Origin of the sequence: Paenibacillus sp. FSL H3-0321 (genome assembly GCF_038002865.1) — a bacterium.
Classification (GTDB): domain Bacteria; phylum Bacillota; class Bacilli; order Paenibacillales; family Paenibacillaceae; genus Paenibacillus_AQ.
Genome location: NZ_JBBODH010000001.1, coordinates 4,119,408 through 4,138,881, shown reverse-complemented (window position 1 = coordinate 4,138,881; position 19,474 = coordinate 4,119,408). Strand labels below are relative to the sequence as shown.

Below are 19,474 nucleotides of genomic sequence, written 5' to 3'. Positions count from 1 at the left end.
TATTCGGATGTTGGCTTGCCTTTGTAACTCCGGTGTGGTAACATGAGATTAATCATACATTTGATACCTAATTCTCGTATTGAAAAGGGCTGTCAATGCTAATACAACCTTTTTCAATGTGTGAATTTTTTCTTTGTTTGAAGATAAAAAGAACATATTAATTTAAATTTGTGGAGGTAACACACATGCAAACAGGTACAGTTAAATGGTTCAACGCAGAAAAAGGATTCGGTTTCATCGAAGTTGAAGGCGGAAGCGACGTATTCGTTCACTTCAGCGCAATCACTGGCGACGGCTTCAAAACTTTGGACGAAGGCCAACGCGTTGAATTCAACGTTGTTCAAGGCAACCGCGGACCACAAGCCGAAAACGTTGTAAAACTGTAATAATAGAAGCACCGTCCCCGCTTTTGCAAGTTGGGACGGTCTTTTTTTATAAGATCAACTGCTATATCATCATGAAACTAACAACATGATCTTGAAGTAGAGCAACTGCAAATGAAGGATTTGTAAGCATCTTAGAAAGAGTATAATTGGATGCTTTTTTACTTGTTTCTCAACTTGTAACATAAAGGAAGGGAGGAACGGCAATGAACTACCGGAAGAAGCCTTTAGAGGAAGTACCGGAAGAAAATACCGCAATTTGGGCCTGTACCAATGATGGATGCAACGGATGGATGAGGGATAATTTCGCATTTGAACATGCGCCTTCTTGCCGTCTCTGTCATGCCCCAATGGTTCGCAGCATGAAGATGCTGCCGCAATTGCTTAATTCTAATGGCGATCTCAAATCGCTGAAGAAGGGTATTTCGATTACCTAACCAATGCCTTTATGAGTCAAGCTTTCTATAGAACGACGAACAAATCCAAGACGGTAAAACCGTCTTATTTTTTTTGCTTTCTGAACGTAATATTGTGATATTTGTCACAAATTTATTGTTTTTTAGCCTGAATCCGGGTGTATAATGTGATAATTATCACACTTTAGCCCTTAAATTTTTGACAGAATAGACATAACGAATGGGGAGAAGAAAGGGGAAGAAACATGGATACAGTTATGCTGTCGCGTATACAATTTGCGTCGACGACGATCTTTCATTACTTCTTTGTACCGGTATCTATTGGACTTGCACTCTTGATCGCGATCATGGAGACGATGTATGTCCGAAAAGGCAACGATGAGTACAAAAGAATGGCGCAGTTTTGGGGAAAGCTTTTTCTCATTAACTTCGCAGTAGGGGTAGTAACAGGGATATTGCAGGAATTCCAGTTCGGAATGAACTGGTCCGATTATTCCCGCTTTGTCGGGGATGTATTTGGGGCTCCACTTGCGATTGAAGCGCTGCTGGCGTTTTTCCTGGAGTCTACTTTTATCGGCTTATGGATTTTTGGCTGGGACAAAGTCTCCAAGAAGATTCATTTACTGTCCATCTGGATGGTAGCGCTGGGAACGATGTTATCGGCATTCTGGATTCTCGCAGCCAATTCTTTTATGCAGCACCCTGTTGGTTTTGCGATGAATAATGGCCGGGCCGAAATGAATGACTTTCTGGCTTTGATTACAAACGGACAATTGCTGGTGGAATTCCCGCATACGGTGCTCGCGGCTTACGCTACAGGGGCATTTCTGGTAACGGGTATCAGTGCCTATAAAATGCTCAAGAAGCAGGATGTGCCTTTCTTTAGAAAATCGTTCGAAATTGCGGCGATTGTCGGCATTGTCTCCTCCATGGGGGTAGCCGTTGCAGGTCATGCCCAAGCGCAGTATCTGGTAGAGACGCAGCCGATGAAGATGGCAGCTACGGAAGCCCTTTGGGAGGACAGTGGTGACCCTGCGGCTTGGACAGCCAGTGCTTTTATTGATCCTGACAATAAATCAAACTCCGGGGAAATCAAGATTCCTTATATGCTGAGTTTCTTGTCCTACAGTAAGTTCTCCGGTGAAGTTAAAGGGATGAACACGCTGCAGGCGGAATATGAACAAAAGTACGGCCCGGGGGATTATATCCCGCCTGTGCGTACGACGTTCTGGAGCTTCCGGATCATGGTGGTCGCAGGCACACTGATGATTGTGCTCGGTATGTATGCGATGTATCTGATGTGGCGCAAAAAGATGGAACGTCCGAACACCTGGTTTATGCGGTTCATGTTCTGGGGGCTGCTGCTTCCGCCAATTGCCAATACTGCAGGCTGGATCATGACAGAGATCGGACGTCAGCCTTGGACGGTATTCGGATTAATGACGACAGAAGACAGTGTGTCTCCTAATATATCGGCTGGACAGGTGCTGTTCTCGGTGATCTCCTTTACGGCGATCTACGCTATTCTGGGAGCGGTACTGATCGGATTGTTCATCAAAGTTATCAAAAAAGGCCCTTATGCCATGGATAACGATCACGGTGAGTCGCATGATCCATATAATAAGGAGGGATCGCATGCTTTCTCTTAATGAATTGTGGTTTGTGCTGATTGCGGTATTATTTATCGGATTTTTCTTCCTGGAAGGCTTCGACTTCGGCGTAGGAATGGAAACGCAGTTCCTGGCCAAGAATGATACGGAACGCCGGGTGCTGATCAATTCAATCGGACCGTTCTGGGATGCGAATGAGGTATGGCTGTTGACGGGTGCGGGCGCGATGTTCGCTGCTTTCCCCAACTGGTACGCAACGCTGTTCAGCGGATTCTATATTCCGTTTGTCTTTGCCCTGCTGGCGCTGATTGCCCGCGGTGTCGCCTTTGAATTCAGAGGCAAACGCGATTCACTGGCTTGGAAAAGAACCTGGGACGCCTGCATCTTCTTCGGCAGCTTCCTTCCGCCGTTCCTGCTGGCAGTAGTGTTCGCGAGCTTCATTAAAGGGTTGCCGATTGACGGTGACATGCAGATGTATGCCGGATTCTTCGACATCGTGAATGTGTATACCGTAGTCGCAGGGATTACTGTAGTGCTGCTTTGCCTGGTGCATGGCCTGATGTTCACGACGCTCCGTACGGTTGGCGATCTGCAGGTTCGTGCGCGCAAGCTGGCGCAGAAGCTATTGTTCCCGCTGGCTGCGCTGCTGGTTGCTTTTGTAATTATGACTTACTATATGACAGATGTGTTTGAACAACGTGGTGCACTGCTGCTGGTATTAGTGATTCTAGGCATTGCCGCCTTCGTTCTGTCCGGCTATTTCATGACCAAGAAGAAAGACAGCTGGGCGTTCGGGATGACCGGAGCGGTTATGGCCTTGTCGGTGCTGTCGATATTTGTGGGCCTGTTCCCACGGGTTATGATCAGCTCTATTGATGAGGCGTTTAATCTGACGATCACCAATGCGGCTTCGGGCCAGTATTCACTGAAGGTGATGTCGATTGTGGCGCTGACGCTGCTGCCGTTCGTGCTCGGTTATCAGATCTGGAGTTATTTCATCTTCCACAAACGGGTTCACGAGAAGGAGCATCTTGAATACTAATGGATAAAAATTTGCTTGGGTACAAAGGAGTTAAGCCGGTCTTTCTGATCGTAGGCTTCCTTACCCTGGTGCAAAGCCTGTCCATTCTTCTGCTGGCCAAGTCGCTGGCAGAAGTAGTCTCTGCGCTGTTTGCGGGAGAACCGCTGAAGGAACAAGGGGCGACAATGCTCTTGTTCCTTCTTGCGTTTCTTGTACGCCATGCCTGCGCCATGCTGATGAGCCGCGTCTCTTACCGCTTCGCGGAGAACACCGGCAGCAGCATGCGGAGACAAATGATGGACAAGCTGTTCCAGCTGGGACCGAGGCTGGCGGGCGACCGGGGCACGGGAAATCTGGTTACGCTTGTGCTTGAAGGAGTAACGAAGTTCCGCACCTATATAGAGCTTATTATTCCGCGGATGGTAGGGATGGCGGTAACACCGGTCTTGCTTCTGGTATACATCTATACTCTGGATACGTCGAGCGGTGTTATTCTGACCCTGACGATGCCGATTATTATCGTCTTTATGATTCTGATCGGAATGACCGCCCGCAAGCAAATGGACCGCCAGCTGAAATCTTACCGGACGCTGTCCAATCATTTTGTCGATTCGCTGCGCGGGCTGGAGACGCTGAAGTTTCTCGGGCGCAGCCGCAGTCATAGTGACAGTATTGCCGAAGTCAGTGACCGCTACCGTTCGGCTACAATGCGTACGCTGCGTGTAGCTTTTCTGTCTTCCTTCGCGATGGACTTCTTCACGATGTTATCCGTGGCCTCAGTAGCGGTAAGCCTGGGCCTGCGGCTGGTCAATGAGCAGATGACCCTGGTTACCGGGTTAACCATTCTGATCCTGGCGCCGGAATATTTCCTGCCGGTCCGGCTGGTCGGAGCGGATTTCCATGCTACATTGGATGGCAAGGAAGCTGGTGAAGCGATGAAGGACATTATCGACCGGGATACGGTAACAGCGGAGGTATTGGAGGCTGGGGGAACGGAAATCTCTACAGCCGCGCCGTCTTCTGCCGCTGTGTTTACTTGGCGGCAGGATAGTGTGCTAAAGCTGGAGCAGGTTGGCGTTAGATATGAAGCAGACGGGATTGCCTCGCTGGAGGGCGTTAACCTGGAGTTCAAGGGTTCTGCGAAGATTGGAATTATCGGAGAGAGTGGCGCAGGTAAATCCACATTAGTCGATATCCTGGGCGGCTTTCTGCATCCTACCTCAGGGAGCATAAGCATTAACGGGAATCGTGTCAGTGCGCTTACCGATGAGGAGTGGCGCAAGCAGACCTCATATATTCCGCAGCGGCCGTATATTTTCAGCGGCACGCTGGCAGATAATGTACGTTTCTATTATCCGGAAGCTTCGACGGAAGCTGTGGCTTCGGTGATGGCCGCCGCAGGATTATCCAAGCTGGTGGAGTCGCTGCCAAGCGGGCTGGATGAAATGATCGGCGGAGGCGGCCGCTCGCTCAGCGGCGGTCAGGAACAGCGCGTCGCGCTGGCCCGTGCACTGCTGAGCAGCCGTCCGGTCATGCTGCTCGACGAGCCGACCGCCCATCTCGACATTGAGACGGAATACGAACTGAAGCAAACGATGCTGCCGCTATTTGCAGGGAAACTTGTGTTTCTCGCCACCCACCGCCTGCACTGGATGATTGATATGGATCTGATTGTCGTGATGCAGCAGGGACAGGTGGCCGAGGTTGGCACTCATCCGGAGCTAGTTGCCCGGCGCGGTGCTTATTATGAGCTTATTCAAAGTCAATTGGAGGGAATCCATTGAAACGTGAAGGATGGTTTACTCCCTATGTCTCCCCTTATTTCTGGCGGTTCCTGCTGATTATCGTGCTGGGTGCGTTGACGATTTTTTCAGCTTCGTCCCTGATGTACACCTCGGGATTTCTGATCTCAAAGGCGTCCATACCGCCAGAAAATATACTGATGATCTATGTGCCGATTGTCGGCGTGCGCACGTTCGGGACGAGCCGGGCGGTCATCCACTATGCGGAACGCCTGGTCTCGCATGATACGATCCTGCGGATTCTCTCGAAGATGCGGATCCGGCTGTACAATATCCTGGAGCCGCAGGCGCTGTTTCTATCTTCGCGGTTCCGTACCGGGGATATTCTCGGCATGCTGGCCGACGATATTGAATATTTGCAGAATGTGTATCTGCGCACTGTATTCCCAAGCATTATTGCCCTCCTGATCTACGCGGCGGCGGTGATTTCCATCGGCACGTTTGATGTGGCTTTTGCCCTGCTGATGGGACTCTATATGCTGGTGCTGGTAGTTGTGCTGCCGCTGATTTCCCTGCTGCTGACGCAAAAACGCCAGCGGCAGGTGAAGCAGGAGCGCAACCGCCTCTACCAGAAGCTGACGGATGCTGTGCTGGGGATGGGCGACTGGGTGATCAGCGGACGGCAGGGGCAATTCGTGGAAACCTACGAGGCCGATGAGAGAGCTGTCGCCCGCACCGACGGAGCGCTGCGTCGCTGGGCGCGCCTGCGCATGTTCATCGGGCAGGCGGTTGTTGGCATCGGCGTGCTGTCGATGCTGTACTGGGCCGCCGGCCAATTCGCGGACGGGGCCATTGCCGGAACGCTGATTGCAGCGTTTGTACTGGTGGTGTTTCCGGTAGCAGATGCTTTCCTGCCGGTCTCGGAAGCGGTGGAGAAGATCCCGCAATACCGCAATTCGCTGGAGCGCCTGTCCGGGGTGGAAGCCGCGGAAGGAAATATGGCGGGGGCAGCACCGGATTCGGGGAAGGCTGACACTGCCCGCCATGTGGATGCTGCGGTCAAGGCGATCAAGGAAACAGGGCAGGCGCCTATCCGGCTGGAGAATGCCGGTTACCGCTATGCTGCGGGAGATGACTGGTCGATCCGCAATCTGACGCTCGATATTCCGCAAGGCCGGAAGGTTGCTGTTATCGGGCGCAGCGGGGCAGGGAAATCAACACTGCTGAAGGTGATTCAAGGCGTCATTACGCCTTCCGTCGGTTCGGCCACGATTAAGGGCATTGAAGCTTCCGCTTATGGCGAGAGAATTCCGCAGCTTATTGCCGTGCTGAACCAGAGCCCGCACTTGTTCGACACTACCGTAGCCAATAATATCCGGCTTGGTAATCCCGATGCGTCTGATGAGGACATAAAGCAGGCCGCCAAGCTGGCCAAGCTGGATACACTGATCTCATCGCTGCCGGAAGGCTATAACACAGCGGTGCGCGAGGCGGGCCAGCGCTTCTCCGGCGGGGAACGCCAGCGGATTGCCCTGGCGCGGATTCTGCTGCAGAATACACCGGTAGTTGTGCTCGACGAGCCAACCGTCGGGCTTGACCCGCGTACAGAGCGGGACCTGCTGGCTACTATGTTCGAGGCCATGGAGGGCAAGACGCTGATCTGGGTCACCCACCATCTTGTCGGTGCAGAGCAGATGGATGAAGTAATCTTTATGGAGAACGGGTTCGTGGAAATGCGCGGCACCCATGCCGAGCTGATGGACAAGGAACCGCGCTACCGCAAGCTGTATGAGCTGGACCGGCCAAGCGGGTTCGTGAACACGGCACCAGGAGAATAGAGATGTATACGAAAAGGCTCTTTCCACCCGATTGGGGGAAAGAGCCTTTTTTAAAAACATAAGAATTTATATGCTTCGCGCTATTGGCGGTTCACGATTACCTACAGCCGGTGCAGCTACTCCGCCTGAGGCACTTCCGCTTCCTCTCCAAACCGCTCCTTCACCCATTCTGTAAACATCACGAAGTCTTTCTCCACCTGGGTGGCATAACCGTAAGCCCATTGGGAAATATAGCGGGCAAAAGCATCAGGGTCGGGGCCCATCGCTTTGGCAATTTCCTTCTCGCTGTGGTAGGAGAGGATTCCTTGGTCCACATCTGCGTCGGCTCTGGCATGCATTTTGGCCGTTAGGCTGCCCATGACTTCAACAACCTGGAGCATATCGTCTACAGTTGCGATGTCTTTGAGCTTCAGGCTTTTTTTATACGGGGAGCGTTCGCGGACATAAAAATCCCGGCCATCCATCGTCAGAAAGCCCAGATAGGGATCAGCTTTGTGATGCATCGCCTGCTGTGTGGCCGCCACACGTTTCCCTTGATGTCCGAAGGTGCTCCAGAAAGATTCCGAATAAGGCATGAAATAAGCCGGGACTGGCACACGAACCTCTTTTACTTCCAAAATGGTATCGTCGGTATCTTCTTGACTGCTTCCGCCTTCGATCAATATATAGTAACGGTCCAGCCCGATGGATGCAGTGCCCGAGCCATGTTTGACAGCAATGTCCTTCATCCGGTAATGATCGTCGTTCCAGCTGCGGGCAACAATGGTCTGCATATAGAAGCTCCAGGCCTTCTCCAGCAACGCTTGCTCCGCTACCTCAGGGACAGCCAGTTCGGAGTTCTCCAGAAATACTCTGCCGCTCTGCATTTGGGACGTGACCTTTTCCAGAAAATGACCCTGGCGGCGTTTCTCCAGCTTGCGGAGCAGCTTCTTCACCGGCCCTTTGGCCCCGTTCTCATTCATTACGAAGTTGCCGGGGTTGTCCTTGCCTTGGCTGAACCGGCGGATCCCTCTGGAATAGGCCTGCACAAAACTCCCGATCACGTCAAGCTGCTCTGCCTCCCCGTACCCCAGCTGCCGCCCGACAAGCGCAATACTGCCTGCCATACGCAATATATCGTACAGATAGGAGCCGACATAACCCTCATCGAAATCATTGACGTCATATACGATAGAGCCATCTTCGCTGCGGAAAGCCCCGAAATTCTCGAAATGCAGGTCCCCTTGAATCCAGGTCGGGCGCTCCGCCGAAGTGTGGTAGGGAAAGTATTGTCTTGTGGCGTCAAAATAGAACAGATAAGAGCTGCCCCGGTAGAATGAAAAAGGGCTAAGCGACATCTTCAGGTACTTTTCTGCCCGCTTCGCGGGAGTCAGGCCCATAATGGTGCCGTCGAATTCATCAAAAATGGAGATTAGCAGATCTTTACGGAGTTTCGTACGGGTACGAATGACACCCTCAGTTATGGATTCATTGATCATGATAGGTACTCCTTTGCGGGAATAAATAGAATTAAACTTATCATAACGCATTAACCCTGATATTTCCTGATGATCTTAGTGAAGAGCGGCCATCTCCCTTTCCGTGAACCGTTGTTAGTGTGTTATGTCCAGTTATTTACCGCATATTTCACCATGAAGAAGCGTGATATACTTGAATGAATTTCTTGTAAAACATCGGAAGAGGTGGAAGCATGTGAGTTGCAACCGCAGGATAGAGAGTTCAGAAATTTCATTCAACTATACGCAGCCCGCTATATGTATTTATGGCTGGTTGCCGGGATACGTATAACTTCAGCTGCGTTTATGATAAGGAGATAAATGTAAATGGACTTAACATGGGACCTGGAGAGCCTGTACCCCTCATTCCAGTCAGGTCAATTTCAAGAGGACCTTAAACTTGCGGAGACCCTTGCCAGCGGCCTCAAGGCATGGGCGGCTCTTCATTTAAAGGATAACGATAATGCGGCCAAACAAACGGAAGAGTTCCTGGAGCGTTACAACGCGTTCAAAAGAGTATATCTCTGCCTGTTCAGTTATGCGGAGCTGGTCTTCAGCAGTGACAGCGGCAATGCAGAAGCAGTGAATAGCATGGATGAACTGGAGGATACCGCAGCCGGTGCCGGCGAAGCGTTGGTAAGCTTCAGCAAATGGCTGGCCCAAGTGAGCGCGGAGGATCTGGAGAACATCATACAATCTAGCGATTATCTTGCCGGACATGCCTTTTATCTGCGCCAGCTTCAGCGGCAGTCACAGTATTTGCTCAGTGAAGAGGCTGAGACGGTCATTGCCCGGATGCAGAATACCGGTGCCAAGGCTTGGGAAAGACTGTATATGAGAACCTTGTCTACATTGCGCGCGGATGTGGAAATGGAAGGTGCGATTCGTAGTCTGTCTCTATCGGAACTGCGAAATCTGGTCTATGACAATGATCCACGGGTTAGAAAAGCAGCGTATGAAGCTGAGGCCGGCGCTTGCCGGAGCGTGGCGGAACAGAGTGCGGCCTGCCTCAATGCCGTGTGCGGAGAAGCGGCAGCAGTCTATGAGCTGAGAGGGTATGCCTCGCCGCTGCATAAGGTGCTGGCAGCTTCGCGCATGGATCAAGAGACGCTTGAAGTCATGCTTCAGGCTATAGAGGAAAGCCTGCCGGTCTTCGGGCAGTACTATCTCCAAAAAGCAAAGCTCCTGGGCCACACGGGCCCGCTGCCATTCTATGATATCTTTGCTCCGGTTGGCGGGGAGTCCTCTGCCAGAATCACCTATCCGCAGGCACAGGAGCTTATCGTAGCCGGGTTCAGCACGTTCAGTGCAGAACTGGGAGAGTTTGCCCGCAAAGTATTCGACCGCCGCTGGATTGATGCTGAGCCAAGATCGGGGAAGGGGAATTTCGGCATGTGCGTCGATATTTTCCCGATCGGAGAGAGCCGGATTATGACGAGTTTTACCGGAAGTTATATGGATGTCAGTGTGCTGGCGCATGAGATTGGGCATGCGTATCACAGCAGCTGCCTCGCCGGGGAGACGATGGTCAATACCGATTATCCGATACCGGTTGCCGAGACGGCATCGATCTTTTGCGAGAGTCTGATTAATCAGAAGCTGCTTCAGTCCGCCCCGGAGGGGGAAGTCTTAGCTATCCTGGAACGAAGCCTCTCCGATGCCGGTTATTACATCGTTGATTTCTACGCCCGCTACCTGTTCGAAAGCCGGCTATATAATAGAAGGAAATCAGGAGCGTTAACTGTTGAGGAGCTTAACAGTCTGATGCTGGAGGCAATGACTGCCGCTTATGGCGACAGTGTCGCTCCGGAATCAATTCATCCTTACCAGTGGATCAGCAAAGCCGGATATTATATGACAGGCAACGAGTTTCTGAATTTCCCTTATTCGTTCGGGCTGCTGTTCTCCAAAGGACTATATGCACAGTATAAGAAGCGGGGCGGGGATTTTGTGAACCAGTATCAATCCTTCCTGGCAGCCAGCAGCAGAACTACCATCGCGGATGCCGCAGAACTGATGGACATTGATGTGCATTCACTGGAGTTCTGGCGGGATGCGCTGGCTCTCATTGCAGAGGATATCCTGCAGTTTGGGACAGGTAGTTCCTTTTTGCCGGGAAGTGTGGTAGAACAATAGAAGGAGTATACGCCGCAGCGGCACAGAAAGGGATGCTTGATTGAATGTACGTAGTGTGTAAGGAACATGTGGAGCTGGCCATCGACAAGTTTGTGGACGAGTACGAGGATGCACCGGATATTGTGGATCTGAAGGAAACCGAGTTCTCGGACTGGGACCCGCCGGCGAAATGTGCGGAATGCGAGAAAAATGCGGAGTATTTGGTGGTCTAGGGACCTTCAATAAGTAATCAGGCAAGAGTAGAAAGCACCGGGCTGCTGTAGTTACAAGCGGTCCGGTGCTTTTTTGTGGAAATATAGGGAATTAAGCATCTGCCAGTTGTCCGGTCCGGCTGCTACGGCGGTACATAAAGGCTGAAAGAATAGCAATTCCTGCGGCCAGTGAAAGTCCCCAGTAGATGTTGGAGTAAGCGGACGAAAGCGATAATCCGCGCTGCCACTCCAGGGCGCTGGCTGCCAGAGCTACGCTGAATGCCCCGCTGAAGAATTGAAGCAGCTGAAACAATCCCATACCGGAGCCGATCTGGGCAGAAGGGAGAATTCGCGAGATTTCATTAGATACGCTGCTGGACAACGCCGTAAAGGACAGGCTCATGATCATATAGGTCAACATGACCGCAATCCAGGAGTGCGCGGCGAGCAAAGCAAACAGGACGGTGGCGGTTAGCACAAGGAGCGGCGCATATCGCAGAATGCCGCCATTGCCATATCGGTCAATAATCCGTCCTACCCCCCGGGAGACGATAATCGCCAGCAGTGACCCCGGAAAGATAACCAGCCCGGCGTGGCTTGCACTGAAGCCGAAGCGGTGGGTCAGAATCTGCGGCAGCAGAAACAAGGTGGCAAAGCTGCATAAATAAGAAGCGATTCCGACCAGTGACAGGACCAGATAAGAGCGGTCACGGAACAGTGCAGGCATTACGAACGGATCGGGAGTGCTGCCAATGCGGCGGATGAACAGGGCAAGGGAGGCCACTCCGGCGATCAGCGCAATCCAGTATCCGCCGGTCAGAAACAGCAGAAGGCCGGTCGTTCCAATGCCGAGAAACAGTCCGCCGAGCGCGTCGAATGAACCGCGGCGGGGCACTTCTCTGGGCAACAGCACCAGAAACAGCGGCACCAGAAGCAGGATGGCGGCCGTAACGGCGAACAGCCAGTGCCAGCCGAGATATTCGACGATACTTCCGCCGGCCACCGGACCGAGACCCAGGCCAAGCGAAACCGCAGACATGATGGTCGCCATTGCTTTGCCGCGGCGGGCCAGCGGGACATAGCGGGTGAACAGCACGAGTGACAGGGACATCACTGCGCCTGCACCGGAGGCCTGCGCAATACGTACAATCAGCAGAAATACGAAATTCGAACTGAAGAAGCCGGCAATCGCCGCCAGGCCAAGCGTCAGCAGACCTATTGTAAGCAGCCTGCGAATCGGCAGGAAGTCGGAGAGCCGGCTGAATGTGATGGAGGCAATGGAGAACATGATCGAATACCCGGTTACGATCCAGGAAGCAGATGCAGCCGTGATGCCGAATGTTTCAGTCACATCGGGCAATGCCAGGTTGAACATGGCGGTATTCATTATAACGAGTACAATGGCGACACTGAACAGAACGGTCAGCAGCCCTTCCCGTGGAAGAGTGGCTTCCACCGAAGGGGCTGAGCTGTCCACTGCAGGTGGATATGTAGAGCTTGAGCTCATGTGAGGGCCACTCCTTTATTGTTTGATAGTTCGATTACTTACGAACAATTGAAATATAGCATGCAGTAAGGTAAAATGCAATTAGGGATTTTAAAATATTTTGCACCCATCTGTACCACAAAGGGGATATTTATCTATGAAGATACTGTATCATCCGGACCGTAAAGACATTCAGCTTGCTTCCGTATTGTATGCGCTCAGCGATCCTCTTCGATTATATGTTGTTTCGGAAATCCGCAAGCATGGTGAACAGGCCTGCAACAGCTTCAATGTCCCTATCGCCAAATCGACCATGTCGCATCATGCCCGCACGCTGCGCGAGGCGGGAGTCGTCCACACCCGTGCCCAGGGAACACAGCGCCTGCTGTCGCTACGCTCCGATGACCTGGAAGAGCGGTTCCCCGGCCTTCTTGATTCTATATTGGAGGCCTATGAATCGGCTGGTGAGTCAAAGCTGTTGTTTATGGAGAAGACGGAAGAGCACTAGACGGCAAGCTTTCGGATTCTTTTGCACAACAAATGAAAAAGAGGACGTCATAGCACGTCCTTTTGCGGTTTCTATAGAAGGAAAAAGAACCCTGCCATCAGCAGGGTCCAGTTCGTACTATGCAGATTAAGGTTGCTTGCCTCAGGCGTATCCTATCATGTTCATTCTTCTTTTCCTGAGCCGTTATCGGTTTGCAGCGGCCTTGCCGGTTACAGTCTGGCCCTTCAGCGGATTTAAATTGTCCTTCCACCGGATATGGAGGGACCGGGAGCCGAACAGGTCGGCTCCGTCCGATACCTGGTAATGCAGATGCGGCTCGCTGGAGTTGCCGGAATTGCCAAGCTTCCCGATGATATCGCCCGTTTTGACTGAATCGCCTTTTTTTACGGTGACCGAACCTTGCTTCAGATGGGCCAAAAAGCTGTATTCCCCGCCATGGTCAATCACGACCAGATTGCCTGGGGGTTCTTTTTCATTCATCACGCCCACAGGGGTATTATCGGGGATATCATTTATGACTTCGGTGACGGTTCCGTCAGCAGGGGCGGTGACATTCTTTCCAAAAGCATGGTAGCTCTCATTGCGCAGCGGATCTCCTTCGTATGAAAGTCCATTCACCTCCTGCACGAAATCATAGGCGTAGCGCTGGCTTTCGTACTCATAATGATAATTGTTCAGCACGTTGTTGCCGCCCCAGAATACAAACCAATCCCCTTGGAACGGCAGCGTCATGGCAGTCCGGGTCAATGCCTTATCCGTCTCGGGATAGGTGGTCAGCTCCGTGATGTTCAGGCCGTGAATGACGCCCGCTTCATCAAAAACAGCAATAATCCCCTTGTCGCCATCATCGCTTGTCCATATCCGGTGTTCGGCGCCGTTCAGCCTCATCATAGTGGAAGGCTCAAAGGCAGTGACCCCTTGAATAAACGCCGAACCCATCTCCTTGACCTCATCTTCACTGATTTGCTGCTTGAATTCAGGGCTGAACCGCTCATAAATCCCGCTGAAATTGCTGCTTAACAGGGCCCCGGCCAAATTCTCCGGCTGTACGGGCTGTTGTCCGCTTTCGCTGATTTCAGGGGATGCGGAAGGTGTAACTTGTGCTACCTCCTCTGTGGGGCTGGCAGATGCTGATGCCTCCGGACTGTTATTCATCGAATTCTCTCCTCCACAGGCTGATAATAAGACGGCCAAGATCGTCGTACCGGCCATCATTTTGCTGATGCTTCGCATATGTTGTTCCTCCCGGCAGTGCTGTTGTCCTATCGTCTCTTTATTGTAGCTAGTCAGTATTTCCGCCAGTATAACACTGCATTAACGGTTGCTTAACTTTGAACAACGGTTTTGGCAGACGAATTAAGCTATTGTTAAGGTTGTGCGGCCAGCCTGGCGGAGCCAATCATGTTATGATAGTTGCGATTACTAGATCGAAAGGGGAACTGGCATGAACCATGCTGCCATTCTGCTCGTTGATGACGAGGCGTCCATTGTTGAGCTGATTAAGACGGTACTTTATAAAGAAGGATTCACGGATATAGATTCGGCGGGTACGGGTGAAGCTGCTATTCTAGCCTGCCAGAGCAAGGTGTATGACCTGATTGTGCTGGATGTGATGCTGCCGGGGCGCAGCGGGATTGATATCTGCCCTTTCCTGCGGCAGACGACGAATGCGCCGGTGCTGTTTTTGTCTGCGCGTATTTCGGATTTTGACAAGCTTACCGGCTTTGCGGTCGGCGGCGATGATTATATCACGAAACCGTTCAATCCGCTGGAGCTGGTGGCCCGGATCCGTTCGCAGCTTCGCCGTTATCTGGGTGACGCGGGCGGGCCGGAGCCTGTTCAAAATAAAGAGGGGCAACACGGACAGCCTCCCCAGGGAAATGCCAGGCAGGAGCGGCAGCCGGTTCAGCAGAACATTAGCTATGATTTCGGAAGATTCCAGGTGGATGAGACGGCGGGCGAGCTGAGAGTGGAGGGCGAAGTGGTCACCTGTCCGGCGCTGGTGTTTCAATTGCTGTTATTTTTCTGCAAGCATCCGAACCGGCTGTTCACCAAAAGCGAGCTGTACGAGCGGGTATGGGGTGAGGCCGCGCTTAGCGACGACAATACAGTTATGGTACATATTCACCGGATCCGCGAACGGATTGAAATGGAGCCTGCCAATCCCGTGTATCTGGTCAATGTTAGAGGACTGGGGTATAAGCTGGTACAGCGCAGCGGGAAGGAAAAGGGACAGGCATGAAGATGAAAAGGCGTCTGACCCTCCGGTTCGTGCTGCATTCGGCCATCGCCGGATTGGTTGTGCTGCTTATTGCGGCAATCACCGTTATGTGGGTGCTGCTGCGGCTTTCGGAGATCAATCTCACCGATAATTTTGTTTCTGTGGGTTTGGAAAGGCTGGTTGAGTCCTCCGAGTTCGGAGCGGACGGCATTATCTTCGACCCGAAGCTGCTGGAGCAGGTCAAGCAAAATAAAGGCTGGCTGCAAAGCCTGGATGAGAACGGAAAAGTAGAGAAGTCCTATAACACACCTTCTGATGTTCCCGCGCAGTATAATCCGGGAGAGCTGGCCGCCTATTGGCAGCAGCAGCAGGATTTCCCGTATGATGTCTACCTCTGGATTCAGGAGAAACACGGCAAAATGTACACACTTCTCTATGGGGTGCCTGAGGTGCTTAAGCCGCTATTGCAAGCGGTCAGCGAAGAACCTTCCTCCTATGCGGAGGGGAAGCTGCTGCTTTCAGCTAAGACAGAAAGCCGGATCCAGGCGCTTGGCGGTTATGTGCAGCTGCTTAATCCGGAGGGCAATGAGGTGGCGGCGTTTAACCGGCCGGATTCTGCTCCAGCCAAATATACTGTACAAGAGCTTGCCTTGCGCTCGAAGTATGAGGGAAGATATGGATACCGTATGGCTTTTGACTATAATGAAGATACCGGCCAGACCTGGGTGGTAAGCTTGCCCAATGATGTGGCGAAGCCATCGGCCAAGGCCCCCCTGATCTCCGCAGAAATGCGTATTGTACTGACTGGAATTGCCGGGATGCTGGGGGCGACGCTGCTGATCTTTGCGCTGCTGTCCTTCTTGAACGCGCGCCGCTTCGGCGCTCCGATGTTCCATATGCTGGCCTGGCTCGATATGCTCGGGCAGGGCTCTTATGACGAACCGGTGGACCGCAAAGGCCGTCCGCGCAGCCGGCTGAAGTCAGGCAAGTGGAAGCGGCGTTATTCTATCTTTGCCGATGTCATGCTGTCATTGGACCAGCTGACTGAGATTCTGCGGCATGACGAGGACCGGCGGCAGCGGACAGAGACCCTGCGGGAAGAATGGATTACCGGCATTACCCATGATTTGAAAACCCCGCTCTCCTCCATTAAAGGCTACGCCCATTTGCTCGCCGAGGATACTTATGACTGGTCCTCTGAAGAAGTCCGCAAGTTCTCTGCAATCATGCTGGAGAAGTCGGCGCATATGGATACGCTGATCAGCGATTTGGCCATTACCTACCGGTTGAGATCGGGTATTCATGTCCCGCAGACCGAGGCCGTGGAGATGAGAGCCTGGCTTGGCAATGCGCTGGAACAGGCCGCGGCCAACCCGGAGTATGGAGAGGGGCGGATCATTTATCAATCCCCTGACACAGAAATTACCGCCAGGATCTATCGGCCTTGGATGGAGAGGGTCGTCGGCAATTTAACGGCCAATGCGCTGCTGCATAATTCTTCGGATACGCAGCTTACCGTAACGCTGAGCGCGATGGATACCGGCAGGCTGGTTATTATTTTCCGCGACAATGGCCAGGGGATGGATGAGCAGACGGCGGCGAATTTATTCGAGCGGTATTACCGCGGGGGAGATACGGCTTCCACAACCAACGGTTCCGGTCTCGGCATGGCGATCTCCAAAGGACTGGTTGAAGCGATGGGTGGACAGATTACCGTGAGTTCCGCCCCCGGCAAAGGAACGGAAATCCGGCTTATTTGGGATGGTCTGTTGGCCACTATTTCCGGCTAACGTTTCCGCCAATGGTTCCAAGCTTAATTTCACCATTCCCGGTCTGAGAGATCACGGCATCGCCCGTAATATGATCCATATCCAGTGAACCGTCTCCGACAGCAACCTCGGCCGAACCTTCTACTTGGGTTACCACAACATGTCCATTGATATTATCGATATCAACATCGGTACCAATATTGCGCACGGTGATATCGCCGTCCCGGCTGGAGAGTGTTACCGGACCTTTGGTGTCGATAACCTCCAGATCTCCGTTCACGTTGTCCACCTCCAGCGGAGCCGAGAGATCAGCAACCTTAAGTTTGCCGTCTCTATGCGAGTCCAGCTCCACAGCGAGTTCACGCGGAAGTGTAATCTCCAGATCCACGGCCCCGGAACCCATAGCCAGCATCTGGCCGCCAAAGGAAGCATCCAAATAAGCAGTAGCCTCTTCTGCCCGCAGCTTCAGCTTCAATTTATCCATACTTATGCCTTTGGCGGTGACCACGGCGGTGACTTCAATCGTATCCGTGTCTGCACCGTTTACTTCAATTTCTCCGTTGCGGTTATCTATAACCAGCTTCGTCAACTTGTCAGCCTCCAGTTCAAGCTTCTGAGTTGACGATGTTTCTTCGCCCTTGCTACAAGCGGTTACTAGCAGCAGGCAACCTACGATTAATAATCTCCATGTCCAGCGCATTGGAATTCCCCTTTTCTAAATTTAATATGGAAGAGCATTGTGTACCGTTATGAGACATCGCGTTTGACGAACAGGGTGTGCGAAAGAAGATGCATGACTGCCAGATGAAGTCCTATAAAAGCCAGAGAGAAGCCGAGCGTCATGCCTTTCACTGCCGGATCCCCCAAGAAATAACCGCTAAGGTCGGAATGGGAGAAAATAAAGAAACGGGTCCACGTCCAGCCGTTCATAGCGATGGAAATAACAAATCCGGCCACGGAGACGAACAAGGGAATGACGATAGCAAAGATAGGACTGCGAAAACCAGCAGATATCATAAAAGCCAGTGTAACTGAAATCAACAGAAACGGCAGATGGAACAAGTAACTGCCAAGAATTGAAAGCAGTATGGGCGTTTGGTGCACTGTATGATCCCGCACATACATATAGCTGTCTCCAAGACCGCCCCAGCCGAACATGATTCCCCCGAACAGCAGGGAGAGCAGAAGGCCGAGCAGCGTCAACCCCAGTCCGAACAGGATCGCGGCAATATATTTGGCGGTATACACCTCTGTCCGGCTGGCCGAGCGGGTCAGCAGCAGCTTGATCGTGCCGGACACAAATTCGGCAGCTGCAATCTCTCCGGCAATAATGATTGAGATCAGCGAGACGGCAAAAACAATGTTTCCTGAAAGATCCCCCGCAAAGCTCCAGGCATTCGTCTCAGGCGGCAAATTATGCTGCAGGGAGTACTCGTTCAGCAAAATGTTTTTCTCCGCCTGCCGTATTTCAATCTGCAACGCATCCGGTTCGGCAGCTTCCTCTGCCAGCCGGTGATTCTCCTGCTCAAGCTGCGACCTCCAGTCTGCCGCAGCGGTACCCCCATCTCCAGCACGCACATTGATGATCTGAAGGATGACGAAGACTGCAACGAGAGCAATGAGCACCCAGGTGCGTTTTCTTTTGTAAATCTTCATATTCTCATTTCGGATATAGTTGATCAGCTTCAATGTCCTTGCCCTCCAGTAATCTCAAGGTATTTGTCTTCAAGCGTCCGCTTCACCGTGTTCACCCCGTATACGTTGATGCCTGAATCCAGCAGCTTTTGGCTGATTTCGGGAATGCGGTTCTTGGGTAGGCGTACACGAAGCTGGTTGTGGCCGGCAGTAATTTCCGCGCCTGACAGGAACGCTTGCAGTACTTGCATCGCCAGCTCCGGCCGGTCAACCTCGAACTGGACGAGAGCGTCATCCTCCTGAACCAGCTCCGACAAACGATGCACTCCGATCAGCTTGCCTTGCTGGAGCACGGCAACGCGGTCGCACATCATCTCCATTTCGGACATCAGATGGCTGGAGATCAGAATGCCGACATTCTCCTGGCGGGCCAGATTCTTCAGATGCTCCCGCAGCTCGTGGATGCCCGCCGGATCAAGGCCATTGGTCGGTTCATCCAACAGCAGCAGAGAGGGCTTATGCATCAGCGCTACAGCCAGGCCGAGACGTTGCCGCATCCCCAGCGAGTAGGTACTGACTTTTGCAGAAATGCTCAGCTCCAGTCCTACAAGCTGGATAATCTCCTTCAGCCGGTCCTCGGTGACGCCCGGACTCATTCTTGAGAAGAGGATCAGATTGTCATATCCGGATAAATATTTGTACAGATCGGGCTGTTCCACGATAACGCCAACCTTGCCCATAGCTGCAGAGAATTGCTGCCGGGTGTCGATTCCGTCAATAATGACCTGTCCTTCCGATTTGGAGACGAGTCCCACGATCATGCGGATTGTCGTTGTTTTTCCAGCTCCGTTGGGGCCCAGCAGGCCCATGATTTCTCCTTTTTCCATTTCCAGTGATACATGGTCTACAAGAGTTTTGCGGCCAATGACCTTGGTCAGATCCCGTATTTGAAGCAGCGGCAAAGCTACCCCTCCCTTTTCCAAAAGATTGTAGTAGGATATAATTCTGCATATCGCTTAGCT

Annotated in this window: 17 protein-coding genes; 11 read left to right on the top strand and 6 right to left on the bottom strand. The window is 52.3% G+C overall.

The features are described from left to right. The first annotated feature begins 185 nt into the window (after positions 1-185). From MHI45_RS18335 to cydC, 6 genes are all read left to right on the top strand, one after another. Positions 186-386, top strand: a complete 201-nt coding sequence (locus MHI45_RS18335) for a cold-shock protein (RefSeq protein ID WP_019914582.1) — start codon at positions 186-188, stop codon at positions 384-386. A gap of 203 nt (positions 387-589) precedes the next feature. After that, positions 590-820, top strand: a complete 231-nt coding sequence (locus MHI45_RS18330) for a cold-shock protein (RefSeq protein ID WP_038598212.1) — start codon at positions 590-592, stop codon at positions 818-820. Between the two features lie 224 nt (positions 821-1,044). After that, positions 1,045-2,448 (top strand): cytochrome ubiquinol oxidase subunit I, encoded by a 1,404-nt coding sequence (locus tag MHI45_RS18325; protein ID WP_076111727.1) that lies wholly within the window; start codon positions 1,045-1,047, stop codon positions 2,446-2,448. Continuing rightward, positions 2,435-3,451, top strand: a complete 1,017-nt coding sequence (gene cydB, locus MHI45_RS18320; RefSeq protein ID WP_076111729.1) for a cytochrome d ubiquinol oxidase subunit II — start codon at positions 2,435-2,437, stop codon at positions 3,449-3,451. The genes MHI45_RS18325 and cydB overlap by 14 nt, the downstream gene beginning before the upstream one ends. Further along, positions 3,451-5,214, top strand: a complete 1,764-nt coding sequence (gene cydD, locus MHI45_RS18315; protein ID WP_076111731.1) for a thiol reductant ABC exporter subunit CydD — start codon at positions 3,451-3,453, stop codon at positions 5,212-5,214. The genes cydB and cydD overlap by 1 nt, the downstream gene beginning before the upstream one ends. Continuing rightward, the gene (gene cydC / locus MHI45_RS18310) at positions 5,211-7,010 is read left to right on the top strand and encodes a thiol reductant ABC exporter subunit CydC (RefSeq protein ID WP_076111732.1); all 1,800 of its coding nucleotides are present in this window, start codon (positions 5,211-5,213) and stop codon (positions 7,008-7,010) included. Before cydD ends, cydC begins: the two co-directional genes overlap by 4 nt. Positions 7,011-7,126: 116 nt before the next feature. Here cydC and MHI45_RS18305 read toward each other — a convergent pair whose 3' ends face one another. Further along, positions 7,127-8,488 carry a DUF2252 domain-containing protein gene (locus MHI45_RS18305; protein ID WP_076111857.1) on the bottom strand — a complete coding sequence of 454 codons (1,362 nt, stop codon included), beginning with the start codon at positions 8,486-8,488 and terminating at the stop codon, positions 7,127-7,129. 345 nt (positions 8,489-8,833) lie between these two features. On the opposite strand from MHI45_RS18305, the gene MHI45_RS18300 reads away from it, so the two are divergent. Both MHI45_RS18300 and MHI45_RS18295 read left to right on the top strand, forming a co-directional pair. Continuing rightward, the gene (locus MHI45_RS18300) at positions 8,834-10,642 is read left to right on the top strand and encodes a M3 family oligoendopeptidase (RefSeq protein ID WP_076111734.1); all 1,809 of its coding nucleotides are present in this window, start codon (positions 8,834-8,836) and stop codon (positions 10,640-10,642) included. Between the two features lie 44 nt (positions 10,643-10,686). Next, complete coding sequence (locus tag MHI45_RS18295) at positions 10,687-10,854, top strand: CxxH/CxxC protein (protein ID WP_063829780.1); 168 nt, start codon at positions 10,687-10,689, stop codon at positions 10,852-10,854. A 91-nt stretch (positions 10,855-10,945) separates the two neighbouring features. Here MHI45_RS18295 and MHI45_RS18290 read toward each other — a convergent pair whose 3' ends face one another. Continuing rightward, a complete protein-coding gene (locus MHI45_RS18290) occupies positions 10,946-12,340 on the bottom strand; it encodes an MFS transporter (RefSeq protein WP_076111735.1) in 1,395 nt (464 codons plus the stop codon). Positions 12,341-12,476: 136 nt separating this feature from the next. On the opposite strand from MHI45_RS18290, the gene MHI45_RS18285 reads away from it, so the two are divergent. Then, entirely contained in the window at positions 12,477-12,827 is a 351-nt protein-coding gene (locus MHI45_RS18285) for an ArsR/SmtB family transcription factor (protein ID WP_038598198.1), read from the top strand. Positions 12,828-13,010: 183 nt separating this feature from the next. Here the strand turns inward: MHI45_RS18285 and MHI45_RS18280 are convergent, their stop codons facing one another. Beyond that, on the bottom strand, positions 13,011-14,060 hold the full coding sequence (locus tag MHI45_RS18280) for a peptidoglycan DD-metalloendopeptidase family protein (protein ID WP_076111737.1): 1,050 nt from the start codon (positions 14,058-14,060) through the stop codon (positions 13,011-13,013). A gap of 211 nt (positions 14,061-14,271) precedes the next feature. Between MHI45_RS18280 and MHI45_RS18275 the strand changes: the two genes are divergently transcribed. Next, positions 14,272-15,069 (top strand): response regulator transcription factor, encoded by a 798-nt coding sequence (locus tag MHI45_RS18275; protein ID WP_076111738.1) that lies wholly within the window; start codon positions 14,272-14,274, stop codon positions 15,067-15,069. After that, complete coding sequence (locus MHI45_RS18270; RefSeq protein WP_076111740.1) at positions 15,066-16,838, top strand: sensor histidine kinase; 1,773 nt, start codon at positions 15,066-15,068, stop codon at positions 16,836-16,838. Before MHI45_RS18275 ends, MHI45_RS18270 begins: the two co-directional genes overlap by 4 nt. Here MHI45_RS18270 and MHI45_RS18265 read toward each other — a convergent pair. From MHI45_RS18265 to MHI45_RS18255, 3 genes are read right to left on the bottom strand one after another with little or no spacing between them, the layout of a single operon-like run. Next, positions 16,825-17,517, bottom strand: coding sequence for a DUF4097 family beta strand repeat-containing protein (locus MHI45_RS18265; protein WP_340895812.1), 693 nt, complete (start codon positions 17,515-17,517; stop codon positions 16,825-16,827). The two genes, MHI45_RS18270 and MHI45_RS18265, sit on opposite strands and share 14 nt — an antisense overlap. Positions 17,518-17,564: 47 nt before the next feature. Then, entirely contained in the window at positions 17,565-18,506 is a 942-nt protein-coding gene (locus MHI45_RS18260) for an ABC transporter permease (RefSeq protein WP_340895813.1), read from the bottom strand. Beyond that, the gene (locus tag MHI45_RS18255; RefSeq protein WP_340895816.1) at positions 18,503-19,414 is read right to left on the bottom strand and encodes an ABC transporter ATP-binding protein; all 912 of its coding nucleotides are present in this window, start codon (positions 19,412-19,414) and stop codon (positions 18,503-18,505) included. Before MHI45_RS18255 ends, MHI45_RS18260 begins: the two co-directional genes overlap by 4 nt. Positions 19,415-19,474: the final 60 nt, after the last annotated feature.

Coding starts and splice junctions, on each gene's coding strand:
- MHI45_RS18335 (WP_019914582.1), top strand. CDS start 186: ATGCAAACAGGTACAGTTAAATGGTTCAACGCAGAAAAAGGATTCGGT.
- MHI45_RS18330 (WP_038598212.1), top strand. CDS start 590: ATGAACTACCGGAAGAAGCCTTTAGAGGAAGTACCGGAAGAAAATACC.
- MHI45_RS18325 (WP_076111727.1), top strand. CDS start 1,045: ATGGATACAGTTATGCTGTCGCGTATACAATTTGCGTCGACGACGATC.
- cydB (WP_076111729.1), top strand. CDS start 2,435: ATGCTTTCTCTTAATGAATTGTGGTTTGTGCTGATTGCGGTATTATTT.
- cydD (WP_076111731.1), top strand. CDS start 3,451: ATGGATAAAAATTTGCTTGGGTACAAAGGAGTTAAGCCGGTCTTTCTG.
- MHI45_RS18305 (WP_076111857.1), bottom strand. CDS start 8,488: ATGATCAATGAATCCATAACTGAGGGTGTCATTCGTACCCGTACGAAA.
- MHI45_RS18300 (WP_076111734.1), top strand. CDS start 8,834: ATGGACTTAACATGGGACCTGGAGAGCCTGTACCCCTCATTCCAGTCA.
- MHI45_RS18295 (WP_063829780.1), top strand. CDS start 10,687: ATGTACGTAGTGTGTAAGGAACATGTGGAGCTGGCCATCGACAAGTTT.
- MHI45_RS18290 (WP_076111735.1), bottom strand. CDS start 12,340: ATGAGCTCAAGCTCTACATATCCACCTGCAGTGGACAGCTCAGCCCCT.
- MHI45_RS18285 (WP_038598198.1), top strand. CDS start 12,477: ATGAAGATACTGTATCATCCGGACCGTAAAGACATTCAGCTTGCTTCC.
- MHI45_RS18280 (WP_076111737.1), bottom strand. CDS start 14,060: ATGCGAAGCATCAGCAAAATGATGGCCGGTACGACGATCTTGGCCGTC.
- MHI45_RS18275 (WP_076111738.1), top strand. CDS start 14,272: ATGAACCATGCTGCCATTCTGCTCGTTGATGACGAGGCGTCCATTGTT.
- MHI45_RS18270 (WP_076111740.1), top strand. CDS start 15,066: ATGAAGATGAAAAGGCGTCTGACCCTCCGGTTCGTGCTGCATTCGGCC.
- MHI45_RS18265 (WP_340895812.1), bottom strand. CDS start 17,517: ATGCGCTGGACATGGAGATTATTAATCGTAGGTTGCCTGCTGCTAGTA.